Annotated in this window: 19 protein-coding genes; 7 read left to right on the forward strand and 12 right to left on the reverse strand. The window is 68.3% G+C overall.

The genetic code is table 11. The features are described 5' to 3' along the window. Window positions 1–3 precede the first annotated feature (3 nt). The 10 genes from ACAM58_RS20560 to flgB all read right to left on the reverse strand — a co-directional run bounded on the left by ACAM58_RS20560 (window position 4) and on the right by flgB (window position 7,761). Window positions 4–501, reverse strand: coding sequence for a chemotaxis protein CheW (locus ACAM58_RS20560; RefSeq protein WP_062366021.1), 498 nt, complete (start codon window positions 499–501; stop codon window positions 4–6). A gap of 22 nt (window positions 502–523) precedes the next feature. Next, window positions 524–1,501, reverse strand: a complete 978-nt coding sequence (flgJ, locus tag ACAM58_RS20565; RefSeq protein WP_369663441.1) for a flagellar assembly peptidoglycan hydrolase FlgJ — start codon at window positions 1,499–1,501, stop codon at window positions 524–526. Between the two features lie 8 nt (window positions 1,502–1,509). Continuing rightward, window positions 1,510–2,643, reverse strand: coding sequence for a flagellar basal body P-ring protein FlgI (locus ACAM58_RS20570; RefSeq protein WP_369663442.1), 1,134 nt, complete (start codon window positions 2,641–2,643; stop codon window positions 1,510–1,512). Then, entirely contained in the window at window positions 2,643–3,326 is a 684-nt protein-coding gene (locus ACAM58_RS20575; RefSeq protein WP_369663443.1) for a flagellar basal body L-ring protein FlgH, read from the reverse strand. The genes ACAM58_RS20570 and ACAM58_RS20575 overlap by 1 nt, the downstream gene beginning before the upstream one ends. Then, window positions 3,323–4,105, reverse strand: a complete 783-nt coding sequence (gene flgG, locus ACAM58_RS20580) for a flagellar basal-body rod protein FlgG (RefSeq protein WP_015866968.1) — start codon at window positions 4,103–4,105, stop codon at window positions 3,323–3,325. Before flgG ends, ACAM58_RS20575 begins: the two co-directional genes overlap by 4 nt. Before the next feature lie 40 nt (window positions 4,106–4,145). Beyond that, window positions 4,146–4,892 carry a flagellar basal body rod protein FlgF gene (locus tag ACAM58_RS20585; RefSeq protein WP_278878777.1) on the reverse strand — a complete coding sequence of 249 codons (747 nt, stop codon included), beginning with the start codon at window positions 4,890–4,892 and terminating at the stop codon, window positions 4,146–4,148. 7 nt (window positions 4,893–4,899) lie between these two features. Then, the gene (gene flgE / locus ACAM58_RS20590; RefSeq protein ID WP_015866970.1) at window positions 4,900–6,114 is read right to left on the reverse strand and encodes a flagellar hook protein FlgE; all 1,215 of its coding nucleotides are present in this window, start codon (window positions 6,112–6,114) and stop codon (window positions 4,900–4,902) included. Window positions 6,115–6,206: 92 nt separating this feature from the next. Further along, window positions 6,207–6,893, reverse strand: coding sequence for a flagellar hook assembly protein FlgD (locus ACAM58_RS20595; protein WP_062365632.1), 687 nt, complete (start codon window positions 6,891–6,893; stop codon window positions 6,207–6,209). Window positions 6,894–6,916: 23 nt separating this feature from the next. Next, a complete protein-coding gene (gene flgC, locus ACAM58_RS20600; RefSeq protein WP_015866972.1) occupies window positions 6,917–7,333 on the reverse strand; it encodes a flagellar basal body rod protein FlgC in 417 nt (138 codons plus the stop codon). A gap of 17 nt (window positions 7,334–7,350) precedes the next feature. Next, window positions 7,351–7,761 (reverse strand): flagellar basal body rod protein FlgB, encoded by a 411-nt coding sequence (gene flgB / locus ACAM58_RS20605; protein ID WP_369663444.1) that lies wholly within the window; start codon window positions 7,759–7,761, stop codon window positions 7,351–7,353. A gap of 166 nt (window positions 7,762–7,927) precedes the next feature. Between flgB and flgA the strand changes: the two genes are divergently transcribed. The 3 genes from flgA to ACAM58_RS20620 all read left to right on the forward strand — a co-directional run bounded on the left by flgA (window position 7,928) and on the right by ACAM58_RS20620 (window position 9,468). Beyond that, entirely contained in the window at window positions 7,928–8,641 is a 714-nt protein-coding gene (flgA, locus tag ACAM58_RS20610; RefSeq protein ID WP_369663445.1) for a flagellar basal body P-ring formation chaperone FlgA, read from the forward strand. A 75-nt stretch (window positions 8,642–8,716) separates the two neighbouring features. Beyond that, entirely contained in the window at window positions 8,717–9,016 is a 300-nt protein-coding gene (gene flgM / locus ACAM58_RS20615; protein ID WP_369663446.1) for a flagellar biosynthesis anti-sigma factor FlgM, read from the forward strand. Between the two features lie 5 nt (window positions 9,017–9,021). Beyond that, the gene (locus ACAM58_RS20620) at window positions 9,022–9,468 is read left to right on the forward strand and encodes a flagella synthesis protein FlgN (protein ID WP_369663447.1); all 447 of its coding nucleotides are present in this window, start codon (window positions 9,022–9,024) and stop codon (window positions 9,466–9,468) included. A gap of 9 nt (window positions 9,469–9,477) precedes the next feature. Here ACAM58_RS20620 and ACAM58_RS20625 read toward each other — a convergent pair whose 3' ends face one another. Further along, complete coding sequence (locus ACAM58_RS20625) at window positions 9,478–10,248, reverse strand: Crp/Fnr family transcriptional regulator (protein WP_369663448.1); 771 nt, start codon at window positions 10,246–10,248, stop codon at window positions 9,478–9,480. 154 nt (window positions 10,249–10,402) lie between these two features. Continuing rightward, complete coding sequence (locus ACAM58_RS20630; protein ID WP_278878741.1) at window positions 10,403–10,678, reverse strand: hypothetical protein; 276 nt, start codon at window positions 10,676–10,678, stop codon at window positions 10,403–10,405. A gap of 134 nt (window positions 10,679–10,812) precedes the next feature. Here ACAM58_RS20630 and hemA point away from each other — a divergent pair, with 134 nt between their 5' ends. From hemA to grxD, 4 genes are all read left to right on the forward strand, one after another. Beyond that, the gene (gene hemA / locus ACAM58_RS20635; protein WP_369663449.1) at window positions 10,813–12,084 is read left to right on the forward strand and encodes a glutamyl-tRNA reductase; all 1,272 of its coding nucleotides are present in this window, start codon (window positions 10,813–10,815) and stop codon (window positions 12,082–12,084) included. Between the two features lie 100 nt (window positions 12,085–12,184). Next, the gene (gene prfA / locus ACAM58_RS20640; RefSeq protein WP_015866980.1) at window positions 12,185–13,273 is read left to right on the forward strand and encodes a peptide chain release factor 1; all 1,089 of its coding nucleotides are present in this window, start codon (window positions 12,185–12,187) and stop codon (window positions 13,271–13,273) included. Continuing rightward, window positions 13,270–14,121: a peptide chain release factor N(5)-glutamine methyltransferase gene (prmC, locus tag ACAM58_RS20645; RefSeq protein ID WP_369663450.1), complete on the forward strand. Its 852-nt coding sequence runs from the start codon at window positions 13,270–13,272 to the stop codon at window positions 14,119–14,121. Before prfA ends, prmC begins: the two co-directional genes overlap by 4 nt. A 29-nt stretch (window positions 14,122–14,150) precedes the next feature. Next, on the forward strand, window positions 14,151–14,486 hold the full coding sequence (gene grxD / locus ACAM58_RS20650) for a Grx4 family monothiol glutaredoxin (RefSeq protein ID WP_027730704.1): 336 nt from the start codon (window positions 14,151–14,153) through the stop codon (window positions 14,484–14,486). Window positions 14,487–14,488 lie beyond the last annotated feature (2 nt).

Genomic DNA, 14,488 nt, shown 5'->3' on the forward strand with positions numbered 1-14,488 from the left:
GCCTCAGGCGGCGATCTTCTCGACCAGGCCCATCTCGTCGCTGGACATCAGCCGGTCGATGTCCACCAGGATCAGCATCCGCTCGTCCAGCGTGCCCAGGCCGATCAGGTAGTCGGTGTCCAGCACCGAGCCCATCTCCGGCGCCGGCTTGATCTGCTCCGCGCTCAAGGTGATCACGTCCGACACGCTGTCCACCACCATGCCCACCACGCGCCCTGCAATGTTCAGCACGATCACCACCGTGAACTGGTCGTAGCTGGGCGTGCCCAGCCTGAACTTGATGCGCATGTCGATGATCGGGACGATGATCCCGCGCAGGTTCACCACGCCCTTGATGTACTCCGGCGCGTTCGCGATGCGCGTCACCGCGTCGTAGCCGCGCAGCTCCTGCACCTTCTGGATGTCGATGCCGTATTCCTCCTGGCCCAGCGTGAAGGTCACCACCTCCAGCCGGCTCGAGGTGGCAGGCGCCGCGGCGCCCCGGTGTTGTGGAGGGGTCATGATCTCTGCCATATGGATTCCTTCAGCTGAACTTCTGCATGATGCGAACGAGCTTCTGCCCGTACTGGGGATCGGTGGCGTAGCCGGCCTTCTGCAGGCCGTGCGCGGCCTCGGCCGGCGTGTCGGCGGCCAGCACGCCGGCGTAGCGCGGGTTGCGCGTGATGAACCGGGCGTAATCGGTGAAGGCCTCGTCGTAGGAGGCGTAGGCCCTGAACTTCGCGCGCACGCGCTGCGGCTCGCCGTCCACGTATTCGGTCGTGGTGGTCTCCACCACCGGACCCTTCCAGCTGCGGTCGGCCTTGATGCCGAACAGGTTGAAGCTCTGGGTGCCGTCGTCGGCGCGGATCTCGCGCTTGCCCCAGCCCGATTCGAGCGCGGCCTGCGCGAGGATCAGCGGCGCGGGCACGCCGCTCGCCTCGCTCGCCACCTGCGCGGAACCGCCCATGCGCTGCACGAAGCTGTCGACATTGCCCTGCAGCGAAGCCACGGCGCCCGCGGCCGAGCGGTCGCTGTTGCGCTGGTAGATGCCCAGGTCCACCGATGCGGCCGATGGCCTTGCCGGTGCGGATGGCAATGACGATGGCGACGAGCCGAGCGGAATGCCCGACTGCGGCGTGAGTGCGATGCCCGCGCGTGGCGCGAGCGAGATGCCTTCGCTGCCGCTGCCGTCTGCTTCGCCCGAGGGCGCCGCGCGGCTGAGCTGCGCGAGCATGGCCTCGGCCAGTCCCACGCCGCGCCCGGAGAGGTTCTGCGCGAGCTGCTGGTCGAGCATCGACATGTAGATCTTCTGGTCGCGGTTCTCCAGCAAGCCGCTCGAAGGCGTGGCCTCGCGCATGCTCTTGAGCACCATGTTCATGAACAGTGCCTCGAACTGGCGCGACACCTGCTTCAGGCCCTCTTCGGGCGAGCTGCGCACGGTGTAGCGCAAGGCATCGACACCCTGCACGTCGAGTGCAAGGCGCTGGTCCAGCGCGCCGCTTCTGCTTTCGGTGATGGCCATGGCGATGCTCAGATGATCTCGAGCTCGGCGCGCAGCGCGCCGGCGGACTTCATGGCCTGCAGGATCGACACCAGGTCCTGCGGATTGGCGCCCAGGCTGTTCAGGCCCTTGATCACATCGGCCAGCGAGGCGCCGCCGCGCACCATCTGCAGCGCGCCGCCGCCCTGGCTGATCGAGATCTGCGAGGTCTGCCCCACCACCGTGGAGCCGCCGGAAAATGCATTGGGCTGGCTCACCACGGGCTCGGTGTTGATGACCACCGAGAGGTTGCCGTGCGCCACCGCGCAGTCGTTCACGCGCACGGCCTGGTTCATGACCACGGAGCCGGTGCGCGCATTGACCACCACGCGCGCGACCGCCTGCGTCGGCGTCACTTCGAGGCTCTCGAGCCGCGCGAGAAAGCCCACGCGCTCCTGCGGCGCGGGTGCCTGCACCTGGATCACGCGGGCGTCGAGCGCCTGCGCCGTGCCCGCGCCGAACTGCCGGTTGATGGCGTCGGCCGCCAGCTGCACCGTGCCGAAGTCGGAGCGGTTGAGCTCCAGCGTGAAGCTGCCTTCGCCGCCCACCGGCGCCTCGACGCTGCGCTCCACCAGCGCGCCGGCCGGGATGCGGCCCGAGCCGAGCTGGTTGACCTGCGCCTTGCTGCCGTTGGCCGACGCGCCCGCGCCGCCGACCACCATGTTGCCCTGCGCGATCGCATAGACCTGCCCGTCGACGCCCTTGAGCGGCGTCATCAGCAGCGTGCCGCCGCGCAGGCTCTTGGCATTGCCCATCGAGGACACCGTCACGTCGATGTTCTGGCCGGGCCGTGCGAACGAAGGCAGCGTGGCCGTGACCATCACCGCCGCCACGTTCTTGAGCTGCATGTTCACGCCCTGCGGAATCGTGATGCCCAGCTGCTGCAGCATGTTGTTGAGGCTCTGCGTGGTGAACGGCGTCTGCATGGTCTGGTCGCCCGTGCCGTCGAGTCCGACCATGAGGCCGTAGCCGATCAGCGGGTTGTCGCGCACGCCCTGGATGCTCGCGAGCTCCTTCAGCCGCTCGGCCTGCGCCGGTGAACACAGGGTGATGGCGCACAGCGCCGCAAAGCCGATCAACGAACGCACATTGCAGAAGAAATTCATGATTTGGGGGTGAGTCATCAGAACGGCATGACGTTCAAGAAGAAGCGCTGCATCCATCCCATGTGCTGCGCCTCGTCGATGTAGCCCTTGGCCGTGTACTCGATGCGCGCATCGGCCACCAGCGTCGAAGGCACGGTGTTGCTGCCCGAGACCGTGCGCGGGTTCACCACGCCCGAGAACCGGATGTACTCGGTGCCCTGGTTGATGCCCATCTGCTTCTCGCCACTCACCAGCAGGTTGCCGTTGCGCATCACGTCCACCACCGTGACCGTGATCACGCCGTTGAAGGTGTTGTTGGCGTTGGCGCCGCCCTTGGCGTCGAGCTTGTTGCCGCCCGACAGCTTGGCGTCCTGCCCGTCGAGCAGCGAACCCAGCAGCTTCGGAATGCCGGCGAAGTCGGCCGCCAGGCTGCCCGTGCGGCTTGCCGTTGCGCCCGAGTTCTTGCTCGCGTTGACGCGCTCGCTGATGACGATGGTCAGGATGTCGCCCACGTTGCGCGGCCGGCGGTCCTCGAACAGCGCGCTGCCGCCGGGACCGTCCTGGAAGATCGCGCCGTTGGCACGCCGCGGCATCGAAGCCATGTTCTCCGCCCGCGCCGTCATCGGCTGGTGCACCAGCGGCTCGCGCGGAACCTGCGCGCAGCCCGAGGCCAGCACGGCAAGAGCCACCGACAGCGCCAGGCACAAGGTGCGGGAGGTCATAACTGCGCCAGGCGCTGCAGCATCTGGTCCGAGGTCTGGACCGCCTTGCTGTTGATCTCGTAGGCGCGCTGCGTGGCGATCATGTTCACGAGCTCTTCGACCACGTTGACGTTCGAAGCCTCCACGTAGCCCTGGCTCAGGATGCCCGCGCCGTCGATGCCGGGGTTGACCTGGTTCGGCGCGCCGGAGGCATCGGTTTCCGCATAGAGGTTCTCGCCCTTGCTCTGCAGGCCGGCCGGGTTCAGGAAGGTGGCCAGCTGCAGCTGCCCGACCTGCACCGTGTTGGTCTGCCCGGCCTGCGTGATCGACACGATGCCGTCGCGGCCGATGGTCAGGCTGGTGGCGTTGGCGGGCAGCGTGATGGCCGGCTGCACCGGAAAGCCGCTGGCCGTGACGAGCTGGCCGTCGCGGTCGGTCTGGAACGAGCCGTCGCGCGTGTAGGCGGTGGTGCCGTCGGGCATCAGCACCTGGAAGAAGCCGCCGCCGTTGATGGCCACGTCGGTCGGCTTGTCGGTCTTGGTGAGGTTGCCCTGCGAGTGGATGCGCTCGGTGGCGACCACGTGCACGCCGGTGCCCACCTGCAGGCCCGAAGGCAGCCGGGTCTGGTCCGAGGTCTGGCCGCCGACCTGGCGCAGGTTCTGGTACATCAGGTCCTCGAACACGGCGCGGCTTCGCTTGAAGCCCGTGGTGCCGACGTTGGCAAGGTTGTTCGACACCACGTCGAGTTGGGTCTGCTGGGCATCCAGGCCGGTCTTGGCGATGTAGAGCGAGCGCATCATGGCAAAAAATCCTTGGGGAAATGGGTGGTGGGGCGCGGGCTCAGCCGTACGCCAGCAGCTTGTTGGCCGACTGCGCGTTCTCGTCCGCGCTGTGCATCGACTTCATCTGCATCTCGAAGCTGCGGGCGTTGGCGATCATGGCCACCATGGCCTCCACGCCGTTGACGTTGCTGCCCTCGACCGCGCCGGTGGTCACGGTCACGGCCGCATCGGGCTCGGCCGGCGCGAGGCCCTCGCGCATGCGAAAAAGGCCGTCGGCGCCGCGCACCAGGTCGGCCACGGGCGGGTTGACCAGCTTCAGCCGGCCCACCTCGGCAATGCCGATGGCCGGGTCGCCGGCACCGCGCGCCGTCACGAGGCCGTTGGCCGCGATCGCGACGGTGGAGCCGGGCGGCACCGCCAGTGCGCCGGCGTCGCCGGCCACGGGCAGCGAGCCCATGGTCGTGAGCTGGCCTTCGGCGTTCACCTGCAGGTTGCCCACGCGGGTGTAGGCCTCGCCGCCATCGGGCGTCTGCACCGCGAGCCAGCCGTCGCCGTGAATGGCAACGTCGAGCGCGCGGCCGGTTTCCGTGAGCGGACCGTGGCTGAAGTCGGCGCCCGGCGTGGTGGCAACCACGTAGGCGCGCGTCGTCGCCTCGGCGCCATCGGTCACCGGCACCGCGCGAAAGCTGTTGATCTGCGCGCGGAACCCGGGCGTGGAGGCGTTCGCCATGTTGTTGGCGACGGAGGCCTGCTGCTCCATGGCCTGCTTGGCGCCGCTCATCGCGACATACAGCATGCGGTCCATGGGCGGCTCAGCGGATGTTGATCAGGGTCTGGACGACCTGATCCTGCGTCTTCACCGTCTGCGCATTGGCCTGGTAGCTGCGCTGCGCGACGATCAGGTTGACGAGCTCGGAGGTCAGGTCGACGTTCGATGCCTCCAGCGCGCCCGAGGCGAGCGAGCCCTGCTTGGTGCCCGCGCCCGGCGTGCCGGTGAGCGGCTGGCCCGAGGCCAGCGTTTCGCCCCAGACGTTCTCGCCCATCGGTTCCAGGCCGTTGGGGTTGGCGAAAGAGGTCAGCACCACCTGGCCCATCAGCGTGGTCTGTTCGTTGGAGAACTTGCCGGTGATGGTGCCGTCGGGGTTGATCGAGAACGAGGTCAGCGTGCCGGAGGTGTAGCCGTCCTGCTTGAGCGTCTTGATCTCGTTGACGTTGCCGAACTGCGTGGTGCCCGAAAGGTCCACCGTGGCGTTGAGCGCCACCGAGCCGTTGCCGAAATTCATCGTGGGCAGCGTCAGCTTGCCGCCGGCCGGCGTGAGCAGGTTGCCGTTGCCGTCGAAGCTCATCGTCGAGATCGGCGCGCCGCCATTGAGCGCGCTGCCGTCGGCCGCGCCGTACACGTCCCAGGCATTGGCGCCGGTCTTCACGAAGAAGACGCCGAGCTCGTGCGGATTGCCGAGCGAATCGAACACCGGGCCGAGCGCGTTCGAATAGTTGAAGGTGGCCGAATCGGTGGCGGAGAACGGCGTCTTGGTGGGCACCGTGCCGCGCGCGTCCAGGTTGAAGGTGGCGTTGATGGCGGTGGTCGCCTTCGGGCTCATGGCCGTGGTCTGGACCTGCAGCGGGCCCGGCGTGCCGCCGTCCAGGCCGCCGGTGGCGGAGACGCCGTAGCCCGTCAGGCGCAGGCCCGCGGCGTTGACGATGAAGCCGTCCTTGTCGCGCGTGAACTGGCCATTGCGCGAATACATCACCTCGCCGCTCGGGCTGCTGAGGCGGAAGAAGCCGTCGCCGTTGAGGATCGCCACGTCCAGCGGCCGGCTGCTGGTCTGCACCGAGCCCTGCGTGAAGTTCTGCACGATGCCCGACACCGCCACGCCCAGGCCGACGCGCGAGCCCGCATACACGTCCTGGAAGGTTGCCGCGCCCGACTTGAAGCCGACCGTGCCCGAGTTGGCGATGTTGTTGCCGATGACGTCGAGGTTGGCGGCGGCTGCGGACAGGCCGCTGATGCCTTGGGAAAAGCCCATGATCGAATCCTTGTTTCAGTGCAATGAAGAAGAAGAAATGGCCTGCGGCGCACGGGCCGCTGCCGATGAGGAAGACAGCGCGCGACAGCTGCTCAGAGGAACATGCGCACGTCGGCCAGGCCGATGCTCTGGCCCGACATCAGTTCGAGCGTGACGCCGCTGGCGCCCTGCTTGACGGCGGCCACCTGCGAGAAGACCAGCGAAGTGGCCTCCACGCGCGTGCCGTTGTTGGCGGCCGCGACGCTGAAGCTGTAGGCGCCCGCCGGGGCCGTGCTGCCGTCGTCGGCCTTGCCGTCCCAGCTGACGGCGTTGACGCCCTCGGTCATCGGCCCGAGCGTCAAGGTGCGCACGGTGTTGCCCGCGGCATTGACGATCTTCACCTCGACGGTGCCGGCGGTGGCCGGCAGCTGCACGGCAAAGGGCACGGCCGCCGGTTCCTCGCCGGCCTTGGGCTCCGTGGCGGCGATGGTGTTGCCGGGCGACAGCACGTTGTAGCCAATGAGCGATGCCGCCTGCAGCACCTGGTTGGCGCCGGTCTGGTTCACCAGTCCGCTGAGCGCGCTGTTGAGCCGCTCGATGCCGCTCACGGTGCTCATCTGCGCGAGCTGCGACGTGAGCTCGGCGTTCTCCATCGGGTTGAGCGGGTCCTGGTTGTTGAGCTGCGTCACCAGCAGCTTGAGGAAGCGCTGCTCGCTGTCCGCTCCCGAGACGTTGCCGGCGCTCGACGCGGCGGTGGCTGCGTTGAGCCCGGAGATGGAAGAGGTGTCGGAAATGGCCATGGTTCTTGTTGGGATGTGGGGGGTTACTGGCCGATGCTCAGCGTCTTGACCATCAGCGTCTTGGCGGTGTTGAGCACCTCGACGTTGGCCTGGTAGCTGCGCGAGGCGGAAATCATGTTGGTCATCTCCTCGACCACGTTGACGTTGGGCATGGCCACGTAGCCCTTGGCGTCGGCATGCGGGTTCTTCGGGTCGAAGACCATCTTCAGCGGCGAGGGGTCCTCGATGACGCCGGCCACCTTCACGCCGCCGATGTCCTGCTGGCCCGAGGCGTCCACTTCGAAGACCACCTGCTTGGCGCGGTAAGGCTTGCCGTCGGGGCCGGCCACGCTCTCGGCGTTGGCAAGATTGCTGGCCGTCACGTTCATGCGCTGCGACTGCGCGGCCATGGCGGAGCCCGCCACGCTGAAGATGTTCATGGAAGCACCGGGATGCGGCATGTGCGGCTCCTTCCTGTTTATTGCGCAGCGGAGAGCAGCGACTTGATCTTGGCGCTGACCACCGTGAGGTTGGCTTCGTAGCGCAGCGCGTTGTCGGCGAAGTTGATGCGCTCGGCATCCATCTCCACCGTGTTGCCGTCGATGCTGGCCTGGCTCGGCACGCGGTACAGCAGGTCGCGCTCGGGCATCGAGGGCGGCGCATCGGCCTGGATGTGGCGCGCCGACGTGGCGGCCATCTGCACCGGCTGCTGCGCCGCGCGGCCGTGCTCGACCGCCTGTGTCAGGCGGCTCGCGAAATCGAAGTCACGCGCCTTGTAGTTGGGCGTGTCGGCGTGGGCGATGTTGGCCGCGAGCACTTCCTGGCGCTGCGTCCGAAGGTTCAGTGCTTCGCGGTTGAAGCGAAGCGCCGCATCCAGCTTGTCGATCATGTGTTTCCATCTTTCGAGGCGTCGCGTCCCTGGCGGGGCATGGCGACAGATGGAAAGCGAGTCTATGCATGCACTGCGTTCGCAATGGCCCGAACAAAGGGGCATTTGGCGTGCACTTCGAATCTTCGGATCGGGTGCGCCTTCCTAGAATTGCCGGGCACCCATCATGGAAAAAATCCCTTGCCGCCCACGCCGCCTGAAGCTCGTGCTGCCTGCCCTGGCGGCCGGGCTGGGCGCGGCGATGTGCGTGGCCGCGGCGCCGCTCACGGGCGATGCGCGCGCCGCCGTCGACAGCCTGCTGCAGGCCCAGGCCGCCGGACTGCCGGGCAAGGTCGGCATCCGCGTCGAGGCGCCAGCATCGGGTCCGCTGCCCGCCTGCGATGCGCTCGAGGCCTTCCTGCCGCGCGGCGCCGCGGCGTGGGGCCGGGTGTCGGTCGGCCTGCGCTGCCACTCGGAGCAAAAGCCCTGGACGCGCTATGTGCTGGCCCATGTGGCGGTCGAGGGGCGCTACCTGGTGGCCGCGCGCAACATCGATACCGGCCAGGCCCTGGGCGCGGGCGACTTCATCGCCCGCAATGGCGATCTCACCGCCCTGCCGCGCTCGGTCGTGACCGACCTTGCCGAACTGCAGGGCGTGGTGGCCGCCAACCGCATCGCGTCCGGCGCGCCGCTCAGGCGCGAACTGATGCGCGGCGTGGCCGTGATCCAGCAGGGCCAGACCATCAAGGTCGTTGCCGAAGGCCCGGGCTATGTGGTCAGCACCGAAGCACGCGCGATGAGCAGCGCCAGCGCCGGTGCGGCCGTGCGGGCCAGGACCGTGGACGGCCGCATGGTCAGCGGCGTGGCCGACGAGGAAGGGCAGGTCCGCCTGCCGCAGTAGCCGCATTCGATGCGCACTGCCCTAAAGTTCTGGCCCGAACTGCCGATACACCAGGCAGCCCTTTGAGGAACCATCTTGAAAATCGATCCATTCGCCCCTTCGGCCACACCGCTCCCCCGAACGAACAAGGGCGCGGCGTCCTCGCCCGCCAGCGGCACCGACGCCGTCCAGGGCGGCAGGAACGCGGTGAAGCTCTCGTCGTCGGCCCAGGTGCATTCGATGCCCGAGGCGCCCAACTCCGATTTCGACGCGGCGCGCGTTGCCTCGATCCGCGAGGACATCCGGGCCGGGCGCTATGAAATCCACCCCGACCGGATCGCCCGCGGCCTGCTCGCCAGCGTGCGCGATCTGCTCCACGAAAACGGAAAGCTCTGAACGCCATGCTGCTTCACCTGTTGGCCGAAAAAACCTGTATCGAGGAATTCCTGTCGGTGCTGGAGCGGGAGGCAGAGGCCATGAAGAACGGCCTCTTTGCCGAGCTGCCTTCGCTCACCAGGCGCAAGGCCGGCTTGCTCGACCGCATGGCGGCACTCGACCAGGCGCGCGAATCGGCGCAGGTGGCGCGGGGTTTCGAGCCAGGGCGCGCGGGCGCCGATGCCGCCGCCGAGGCGGACGGCGAGGCCTCGCTTGCCGCCTGGACGGCACTGGTCGAGCTGGCGCAGCAGGCCAAGGCCTGCAACCGCCGCAATGGCGCCATGGTGTACAGCCAGCTCGATTTCACGCAGAACGCGCTGCACTACCTGCAGGCCGGCGCGCAGCCCTTCTACGGGCCGGACGGCATCCGCAAGGCCGCCAGCGCCGCGGGAACGCGGCTGGCGGTGGGCTGAGCCGCAGATCTACTTGCGAGTCGTCTTGCCCGACTTGGGCGGCGCCTCGAACAACTCCGAGAAGAACGACTGATTCACCTCGCCGGAATCCTTGGCAGTTGGACTCGGCTCAGTCGACGGCAGCTCCTGGAAGTCCGACGACGCGAAGTGCGGCGGCACATACACCCCGTGCTCGTCCCGCCTGACCAGGCCGCGGCGCTCCAGGTCCCGCATGGTCTTGTTGACCTGCATCCTGGAAAGCCCCGAATAGGAGGCGATGACCGACTGGGTGATGCGCTTGTCGTAGCCGCCGTCGGTGCCCGGCGCCAGCACGGTGAGCTCGTGCAGGATGCGGCTGATGAGCCGCTCCGACGAGGCCGATGAAATCTGCCGGATCTGCCTGCGCAGCACCGTGGTGCGCTTCATGACCACGTCGAGCAGGCCCATCGTCACGGCCGGATGGCGGTCGCACAGCGCCTTGAATTCGAGCGTGGGCACCAGGTACAGCGAGGTGGGCAAGGCCGCCACCAGGGTCGCGCCGGCCTGGTAGCGCTCCTCGATCAGGGCGGAGTTCAGGAAGAAGTCGTCCTGCCGGATGAAGTCGGTCGTGACGTCGCCGCTGTCTCCGCTGCCCTGCACCACCACCCGCAGCAGGCCGGTGGCCACGCAGTAGATGCGGTCGGACCATTCGTCCGCCGCCAGCACCACTTCGTTGCGCCGGTAGGACCGAAGTTCGATGCGCTGAACGAAGGCTGCGCGCTCATCCGGGGGAACGCTGGCAATAAGAGGATGCAAATACATCTGTACCGTCCATGGGCTGCCTTGCCGCATATTGGCTCAAAGCGGCTGCCTGCAACTCTCCCCGCTCTCTAAATGTGAATATTTACCAGATTAGACTCATATACTAACAGTCGGTAACATCTGGACACGCAACATCATCGCATGACTTGGCGAACTACGCGCGCCAGCCGCCCGAGACCAGCCATTGGCTTGTACCGCAGGCGACAACGAGCGCCGCGTAGGTCGCCATCGCGCCGTCGCGCCCTGCAAGGACGACGCCGCCGAGCAGCACCAGCGCTCCCACGCCTGAATTGATCGCGCCCTGGGCCCACCATGCCCTGCCGCCCGCCTTGCGCCGGAAGGCCCGGCCCATGAGCGCGCACAGGAAGCCGACGGCCAGCGCGGGCGCCACGAAGTTCAGCAGGTGATTGAGAAGATCCAGCAGCGACATGGGTAGGAATGGGTATCGAGCGAGGGCCGCCGGATAAGGCCAAGGGCGCTCGCGGCGCCCTTGTTGTGTGGAGTTGCATGCGGCCAAGCCCCTTGGCGGCCGCATGGCTGCTGCTGATTTTATAATCAGTGGATATGTCAGTCTGGACCCTCGGGTTGAACCACACGACCGCGCCGCTCGATCTGCGCGGTCGTTTCGCGTTCGCGCTCGATCAGCTGGCGCCCACGCTGCAGAGCCTGCGCAGTTCGTTTGCCGGCGGCCGCCATCCGCAGGTCGAGGCCGCGATCATCTCCACCTGCAACCGCACCGAGATCTATTGCGCCGCCGAGCATGCCGCGCTCGACCACACGGTCGGCTGGCTGGCCGAGAGCGGCGGCGTCGCGCCCGCGCTGCTGCGCTCGCATGCCTACACGCTGCAGGACGACGAGGCTGCGCGCCACGTCTTCCGCGTGGCCAGCGGGCTCGATTCGATGGTGCTCGGCGAAGCCCAGATCCTCGGCCAGATGAAGGACGCCGTGCGCGCGGCCGAAACCGCCGGCGCGCTCGGCAGCACGCTCAACCAGCTGTTCCAGCGCTCCTTCGCGGTCGCGAAAGAGGTGCGCACCGCCACCGAGATCGGCGCGCATTCCATCAGCATGGCCGCGGCGGCCGTCCGGCTGGCCGGCCAGCTGTTCGAAGACCTGCACCAGACGCGCGTGCTGTTCGTCGGCGCGGGCGAGATGATCGACCTGGCCGCCACGCATTTCGCGGCCAAGGACCCGAAGTCCATCGCCATTGCCAACCGCACGCTCGAGCGCGGCGAAAAGCTGGCCTCGCGCTTCGGCGGCGAGGCCATGCGGCTGGCCGACCTGCCCAGCCGGCTGGCCGAGTTCGACATCGTGGTGAGCTGCACCGCCAGCACGCTGCCGATCATCGGCCTGGGCGCGGTCGAGCGCGCACTCAGGGCCCGCAAGCACCGCCCGATGTTCATGGTCGACCTGGCCGTGCCGCGCGACATCGAGCCCGAGGTGAAGGCGCTCGAGGACATCTACCTCTACACCGTCGACGATCTCGCCCAGGTGGTGCAGCAGGGCCAGGCCAACCGCCAGGCCGCCGTGGCCGAGGCCGAGGTCATCATCGACGCCGGCGTGCAGAGCTTCATGCACTGGCTCGGCCAGCGCGGCACCGTGCCGCTGATCCAGCAGCTCAATGCCCAGGCCGACGAGTGGCGCGCCGCCGAGATGGCGCGCGCGCGCAAGCTGCTGGCCAAGGGCGAATCGGTCGATGCGGTGCTCGAGGCCATGTCGCGCGGGCTCACGCAGAAGCTGCTGCACGGCGCCATGGCCGAACTGCACGCGGGCGACGCCGCATCGCGCGAGCACACCGCGCAGACCATCTCGCGCCTGTTCCTGCGCAAAGAGCGTTAGCGACGCTCGCCAGCGGCCCGGCCCTGCCGGCCGCGGTCCCACATGCGCCCTGCCGCGGCACCGCGGCGCCCTTCCCCATTTTTCCGAGCTCCTTTCCGCCGTGAAGACCTTTCTGCGCCACCAACTCGAACGCTATGCCCAGCGCCTGGGCGAACTCGACTTCCTGCTTTCGCGCGAAGACATCATGAGCGACATGGCGCAGTACCGCACCATCTCGCGCGAGCACGCCGAGATCACGCAGATCGCGGGCCGCTACGAGCGCTACAAGCAGCGCGAAGCCGACATCGCCGGCGCGGCCGAAATGCTCGAAGACCCCGACATGGCCGAGATGGCCCGCGAAGAAATCGCCGCCGCGCAGGCCGAGCTCGTGCAGCTCGAGGAAGAGCTGCAGCGCCTGCTGCTGCCCAAGGATCCGGACGACGCGCGCAACGCCTTCCTCGAAATCCGCGCGGGCACCGGCGGCGACGAGTCGGCGCTGTTCGCGGGCGACCTGCTGCGCATGTACACGCGCTACTGCGAGCGCGCCGGCTGGCGCTGCGAAGTGGTGAGCGAGAGCGAGAGCGAGCTCGGCGGCTACAAGGAAGTGGTGATCCGCATCGCCGGCAACGACGTGTTCGGCCGCCTGCGCTTCGAATCGGGCGGCCACCGCGTGCAGCGCGTGCCGGCCACCGAGACCCAGGGCCGCATCCACACCAGCGCCTGCACCGTGGCCGTGCTGGCCGAGCCCGACGAAACCGTGGCAGTGCAGATCAACCCGGCCGACCTGCGCATCGACACCTACCGCGCGAGCGGCGCCGGCGGCCAGCACATCAACAAGACCGACTCGGCCGTGCGCATCACGCACATTCCAACGGGCATCGTGGCCGAGTGCCAGGACGACCGCAGCCAGCACCGCAACAAGGCCAAGGCGCTGCAGGTGCTGTCGGCGCGCATCCAGGAAAAGGACCGCAGCGAGCGCGCCGCCAAGGACGCCGCCATGCGCAAGGGGCTGATCGGCAGCGGCGACCGCTCCGACCGCATCCGCACCTACAACTTCCCGCAGGGCCGGCTCACCGACCACCGCATCAACCTCACGCTCTACAAGCTGCAGGCCATCATGGAAGGCGACCTCGGCGACGTGCTCGACGCGCTGCGCGCCGCGCGCGAGGCCGAGCAGCTGGCCGAGCTCGAATCGAGCCTGCCGGCATGACGGCCACGGCCACCACGCCGTCCACCGTGGCCCAGGCGCTGGCCGCGGCCGTGGCGCTGGGCGTCGACCGGCTCGACGCGCAACTGCTGCTGCTGCATGCGCTGGGCCGCGCGCCGCACGACCGCGCCTGGCTGCTGGCGCACGACACCGACGCCATTTCCGAAGCGGCCTGGTCCGCCCTTTCGGCGCAGCTGCCGCGCCGGCTGGCGGGCGAGCCGGTGGCCTACCTGCTCGGCGAAAAGGAATTCCACGGCCTCGGCCTGCAGGTGGATGCGCGGGTGCTGGTGCCGCGCCCCGATACCGAAACGCTGGTCGACTGGGCCCTGCAATGCCTCGAAGGCCGCAAGGCGCCGCAGGTGCTCGACCTGGGCACCGGCAGCGGCGCGATCGCGCTGGCGCTGCAGCATGCGCGCCCCGATGCGCTGGTCGACGCGGTCGATGCCAGCGCCGACGCACTGGCCGTCGCCAAGGCCAATGCGCAGCGCCTGGGCCTGCCGGTGCGCTTTCGCCAGGCCCACTGGCTCGACGGCGCGGCCGGCGGCTACGCGGTCATTGCCAGCAATCCGCCCTACATCGCGGCCGGCGACCCGCACCTGGCGGCGCTGCAGCACGAGCCGCTGGCGGCGCTGGTGGCCGGCCCCGACGGGCTGGCCGACATCCGCCAGATCGTGCAGCAGGCCCCCGCGCACCTGGCGGACGGCGGCTGGCTGCTGCTCGAGCACGGCCACGACCAGGCCGCGGCCGTGCGCCAGCTGCTCCAGGCCCGCGGCTTTGCCGAAGTGCAAAGCCGCGACGACCTTGCCGGCATCCAGCGCTGTTCCGGCGGGATCTGGCGCACGGTGAAATAATCCCCCCAGCCCATTTTTCAGGAGTTCCCATGTCCGACGCCCAGCAACGCATCGACGATCTCGTCAAGACCAACGACCTCGTGCTCTTCATGAAGGGCAACGCCAGCTTTCCGATGTGCGGCTTCTCCGGCCGCGCGATCCAGATCCTCAAGGCGGTCGGCGTCGACACCAGGACGCTCAAGACCGTCAACGTGCTCGAAGACGATGGCATCCGCCAAGGCATCAAGGAATACAGCAACTGGCCCACGATCCCCCAGCTCTACGTCAAGGGCGAATTCGTCGGCGGCTCGGACATCATGATGGAGATGTACGAGTCGGGCGAGCTGCAGCAGGTGCTGGGCGGCAGCGGCAGCAACGCGGCCTGATT

The organism is Variovorax sp. V116, assembly GCF_041154435.1.
GTDB lineage: Bacteria > Pseudomonadota > Gammaproteobacteria > Burkholderiales > Burkholderiaceae_C > Variovorax > Variovorax paradoxus.

Excerpts from the sequence above, each read along its gene's own strand:
- ACAM58_RS20560 (WP_062366021.1), bottom strand. The coding sequence starts at position 501 with ATGACCCCTCCACAACACCGGGGCGCCGCGGCGCCTGCCACCTCGAGC.
- flgJ (WP_369663441.1), bottom strand. The coding sequence starts at position 1,501 with ATGGCCATCACCGAAAGCAGAAGCGGCGCGCTGGACCAGCGCCTTGCA.
- ACAM58_RS20570 (WP_369663442.1), bottom strand. The coding sequence starts at position 2,643 with ATGACTCACCCCCAAATCATGAATTTCTTCTGCAATGTGCGTTCGTTG.
- ACAM58_RS20575 (WP_369663443.1), bottom strand. The coding sequence starts at position 3,326 with ATGACCTCCCGCACCTTGTGCCTGGCGCTGTCGGTGGCTCTTGCCGTG.
- flgG (WP_015866968.1), bottom strand. The coding sequence starts at position 4,105 with ATGATGCGCTCGCTCTACATCGCCAAGACCGGCCTGGATGCCCAGCAG.
- ACAM58_RS20585 (WP_278878777.1), bottom strand. The coding sequence starts at position 4,892 with ATGGACCGCATGCTGTATGTCGCGATGAGCGGCGCCAAGCAGGCCATG.
- flgE (WP_015866970.1), bottom strand. The coding sequence starts at position 6,114 with ATGGGCTTTTCCCAAGGCATCAGCGGCCTGTCCGCAGCCGCCGCCAAC.
- ACAM58_RS20595 (WP_062365632.1), bottom strand. The coding sequence starts at position 6,893 with ATGGCCATTTCCGACACCTCTTCCATCTCCGGGCTCAACGCAGCCACC.
- flgC (WP_015866972.1), bottom strand. The coding sequence starts at position 7,333 with ATGCCGCATCCCGGTGCTTCCATGAACATCTTCAGCGTGGCGGGCTCC.
- flgB (WP_369663444.1), bottom strand. The coding sequence starts at position 7,761 with ATGATCGACAAGCTGGATGCGGCGCTTCGCTTCAACCGCGAAGCACTG.
- flgA (WP_369663445.1), top strand. The coding sequence starts at position 7,928 with ATGGAAAAAATCCCTTGCCGCCCACGCCGCCTGAAGCTCGTGCTGCCT.
- ACAM58_RS20620 (WP_369663447.1), top strand. The coding sequence starts at position 9,022 with ATGCTGCTTCACCTGTTGGCCGAAAAAACCTGTATCGAGGAATTCCTG.
- ACAM58_RS20625 (WP_369663448.1), bottom strand. The coding sequence starts at position 10,248 with ATGTATTTGCATCCTCTTATTGCCAGCGTTCCCCCGGATGAGCGCGCA.
- ACAM58_RS20630 (WP_278878741.1), bottom strand. The coding sequence starts at position 10,678 with ATGTCGCTGCTGGATCTTCTCAATCACCTGCTGAACTTCGTGGCGCCC.
- hemA (WP_369663449.1), top strand. The coding sequence starts at position 10,813 with ATGTCAGTCTGGACCCTCGGGTTGAACCACACGACCGCGCCGCTCGAT.
- prmC (WP_369663450.1), top strand. The coding sequence starts at position 13,270 with ATGACGGCCACGGCCACCACGCCGTCCACCGTGGCCCAGGCGCTGGCC.
- grxD (WP_027730704.1), top strand. The coding sequence starts at position 14,151 with ATGTCCGACGCCCAGCAACGCATCGACGATCTCGTCAAGACCAACGAC.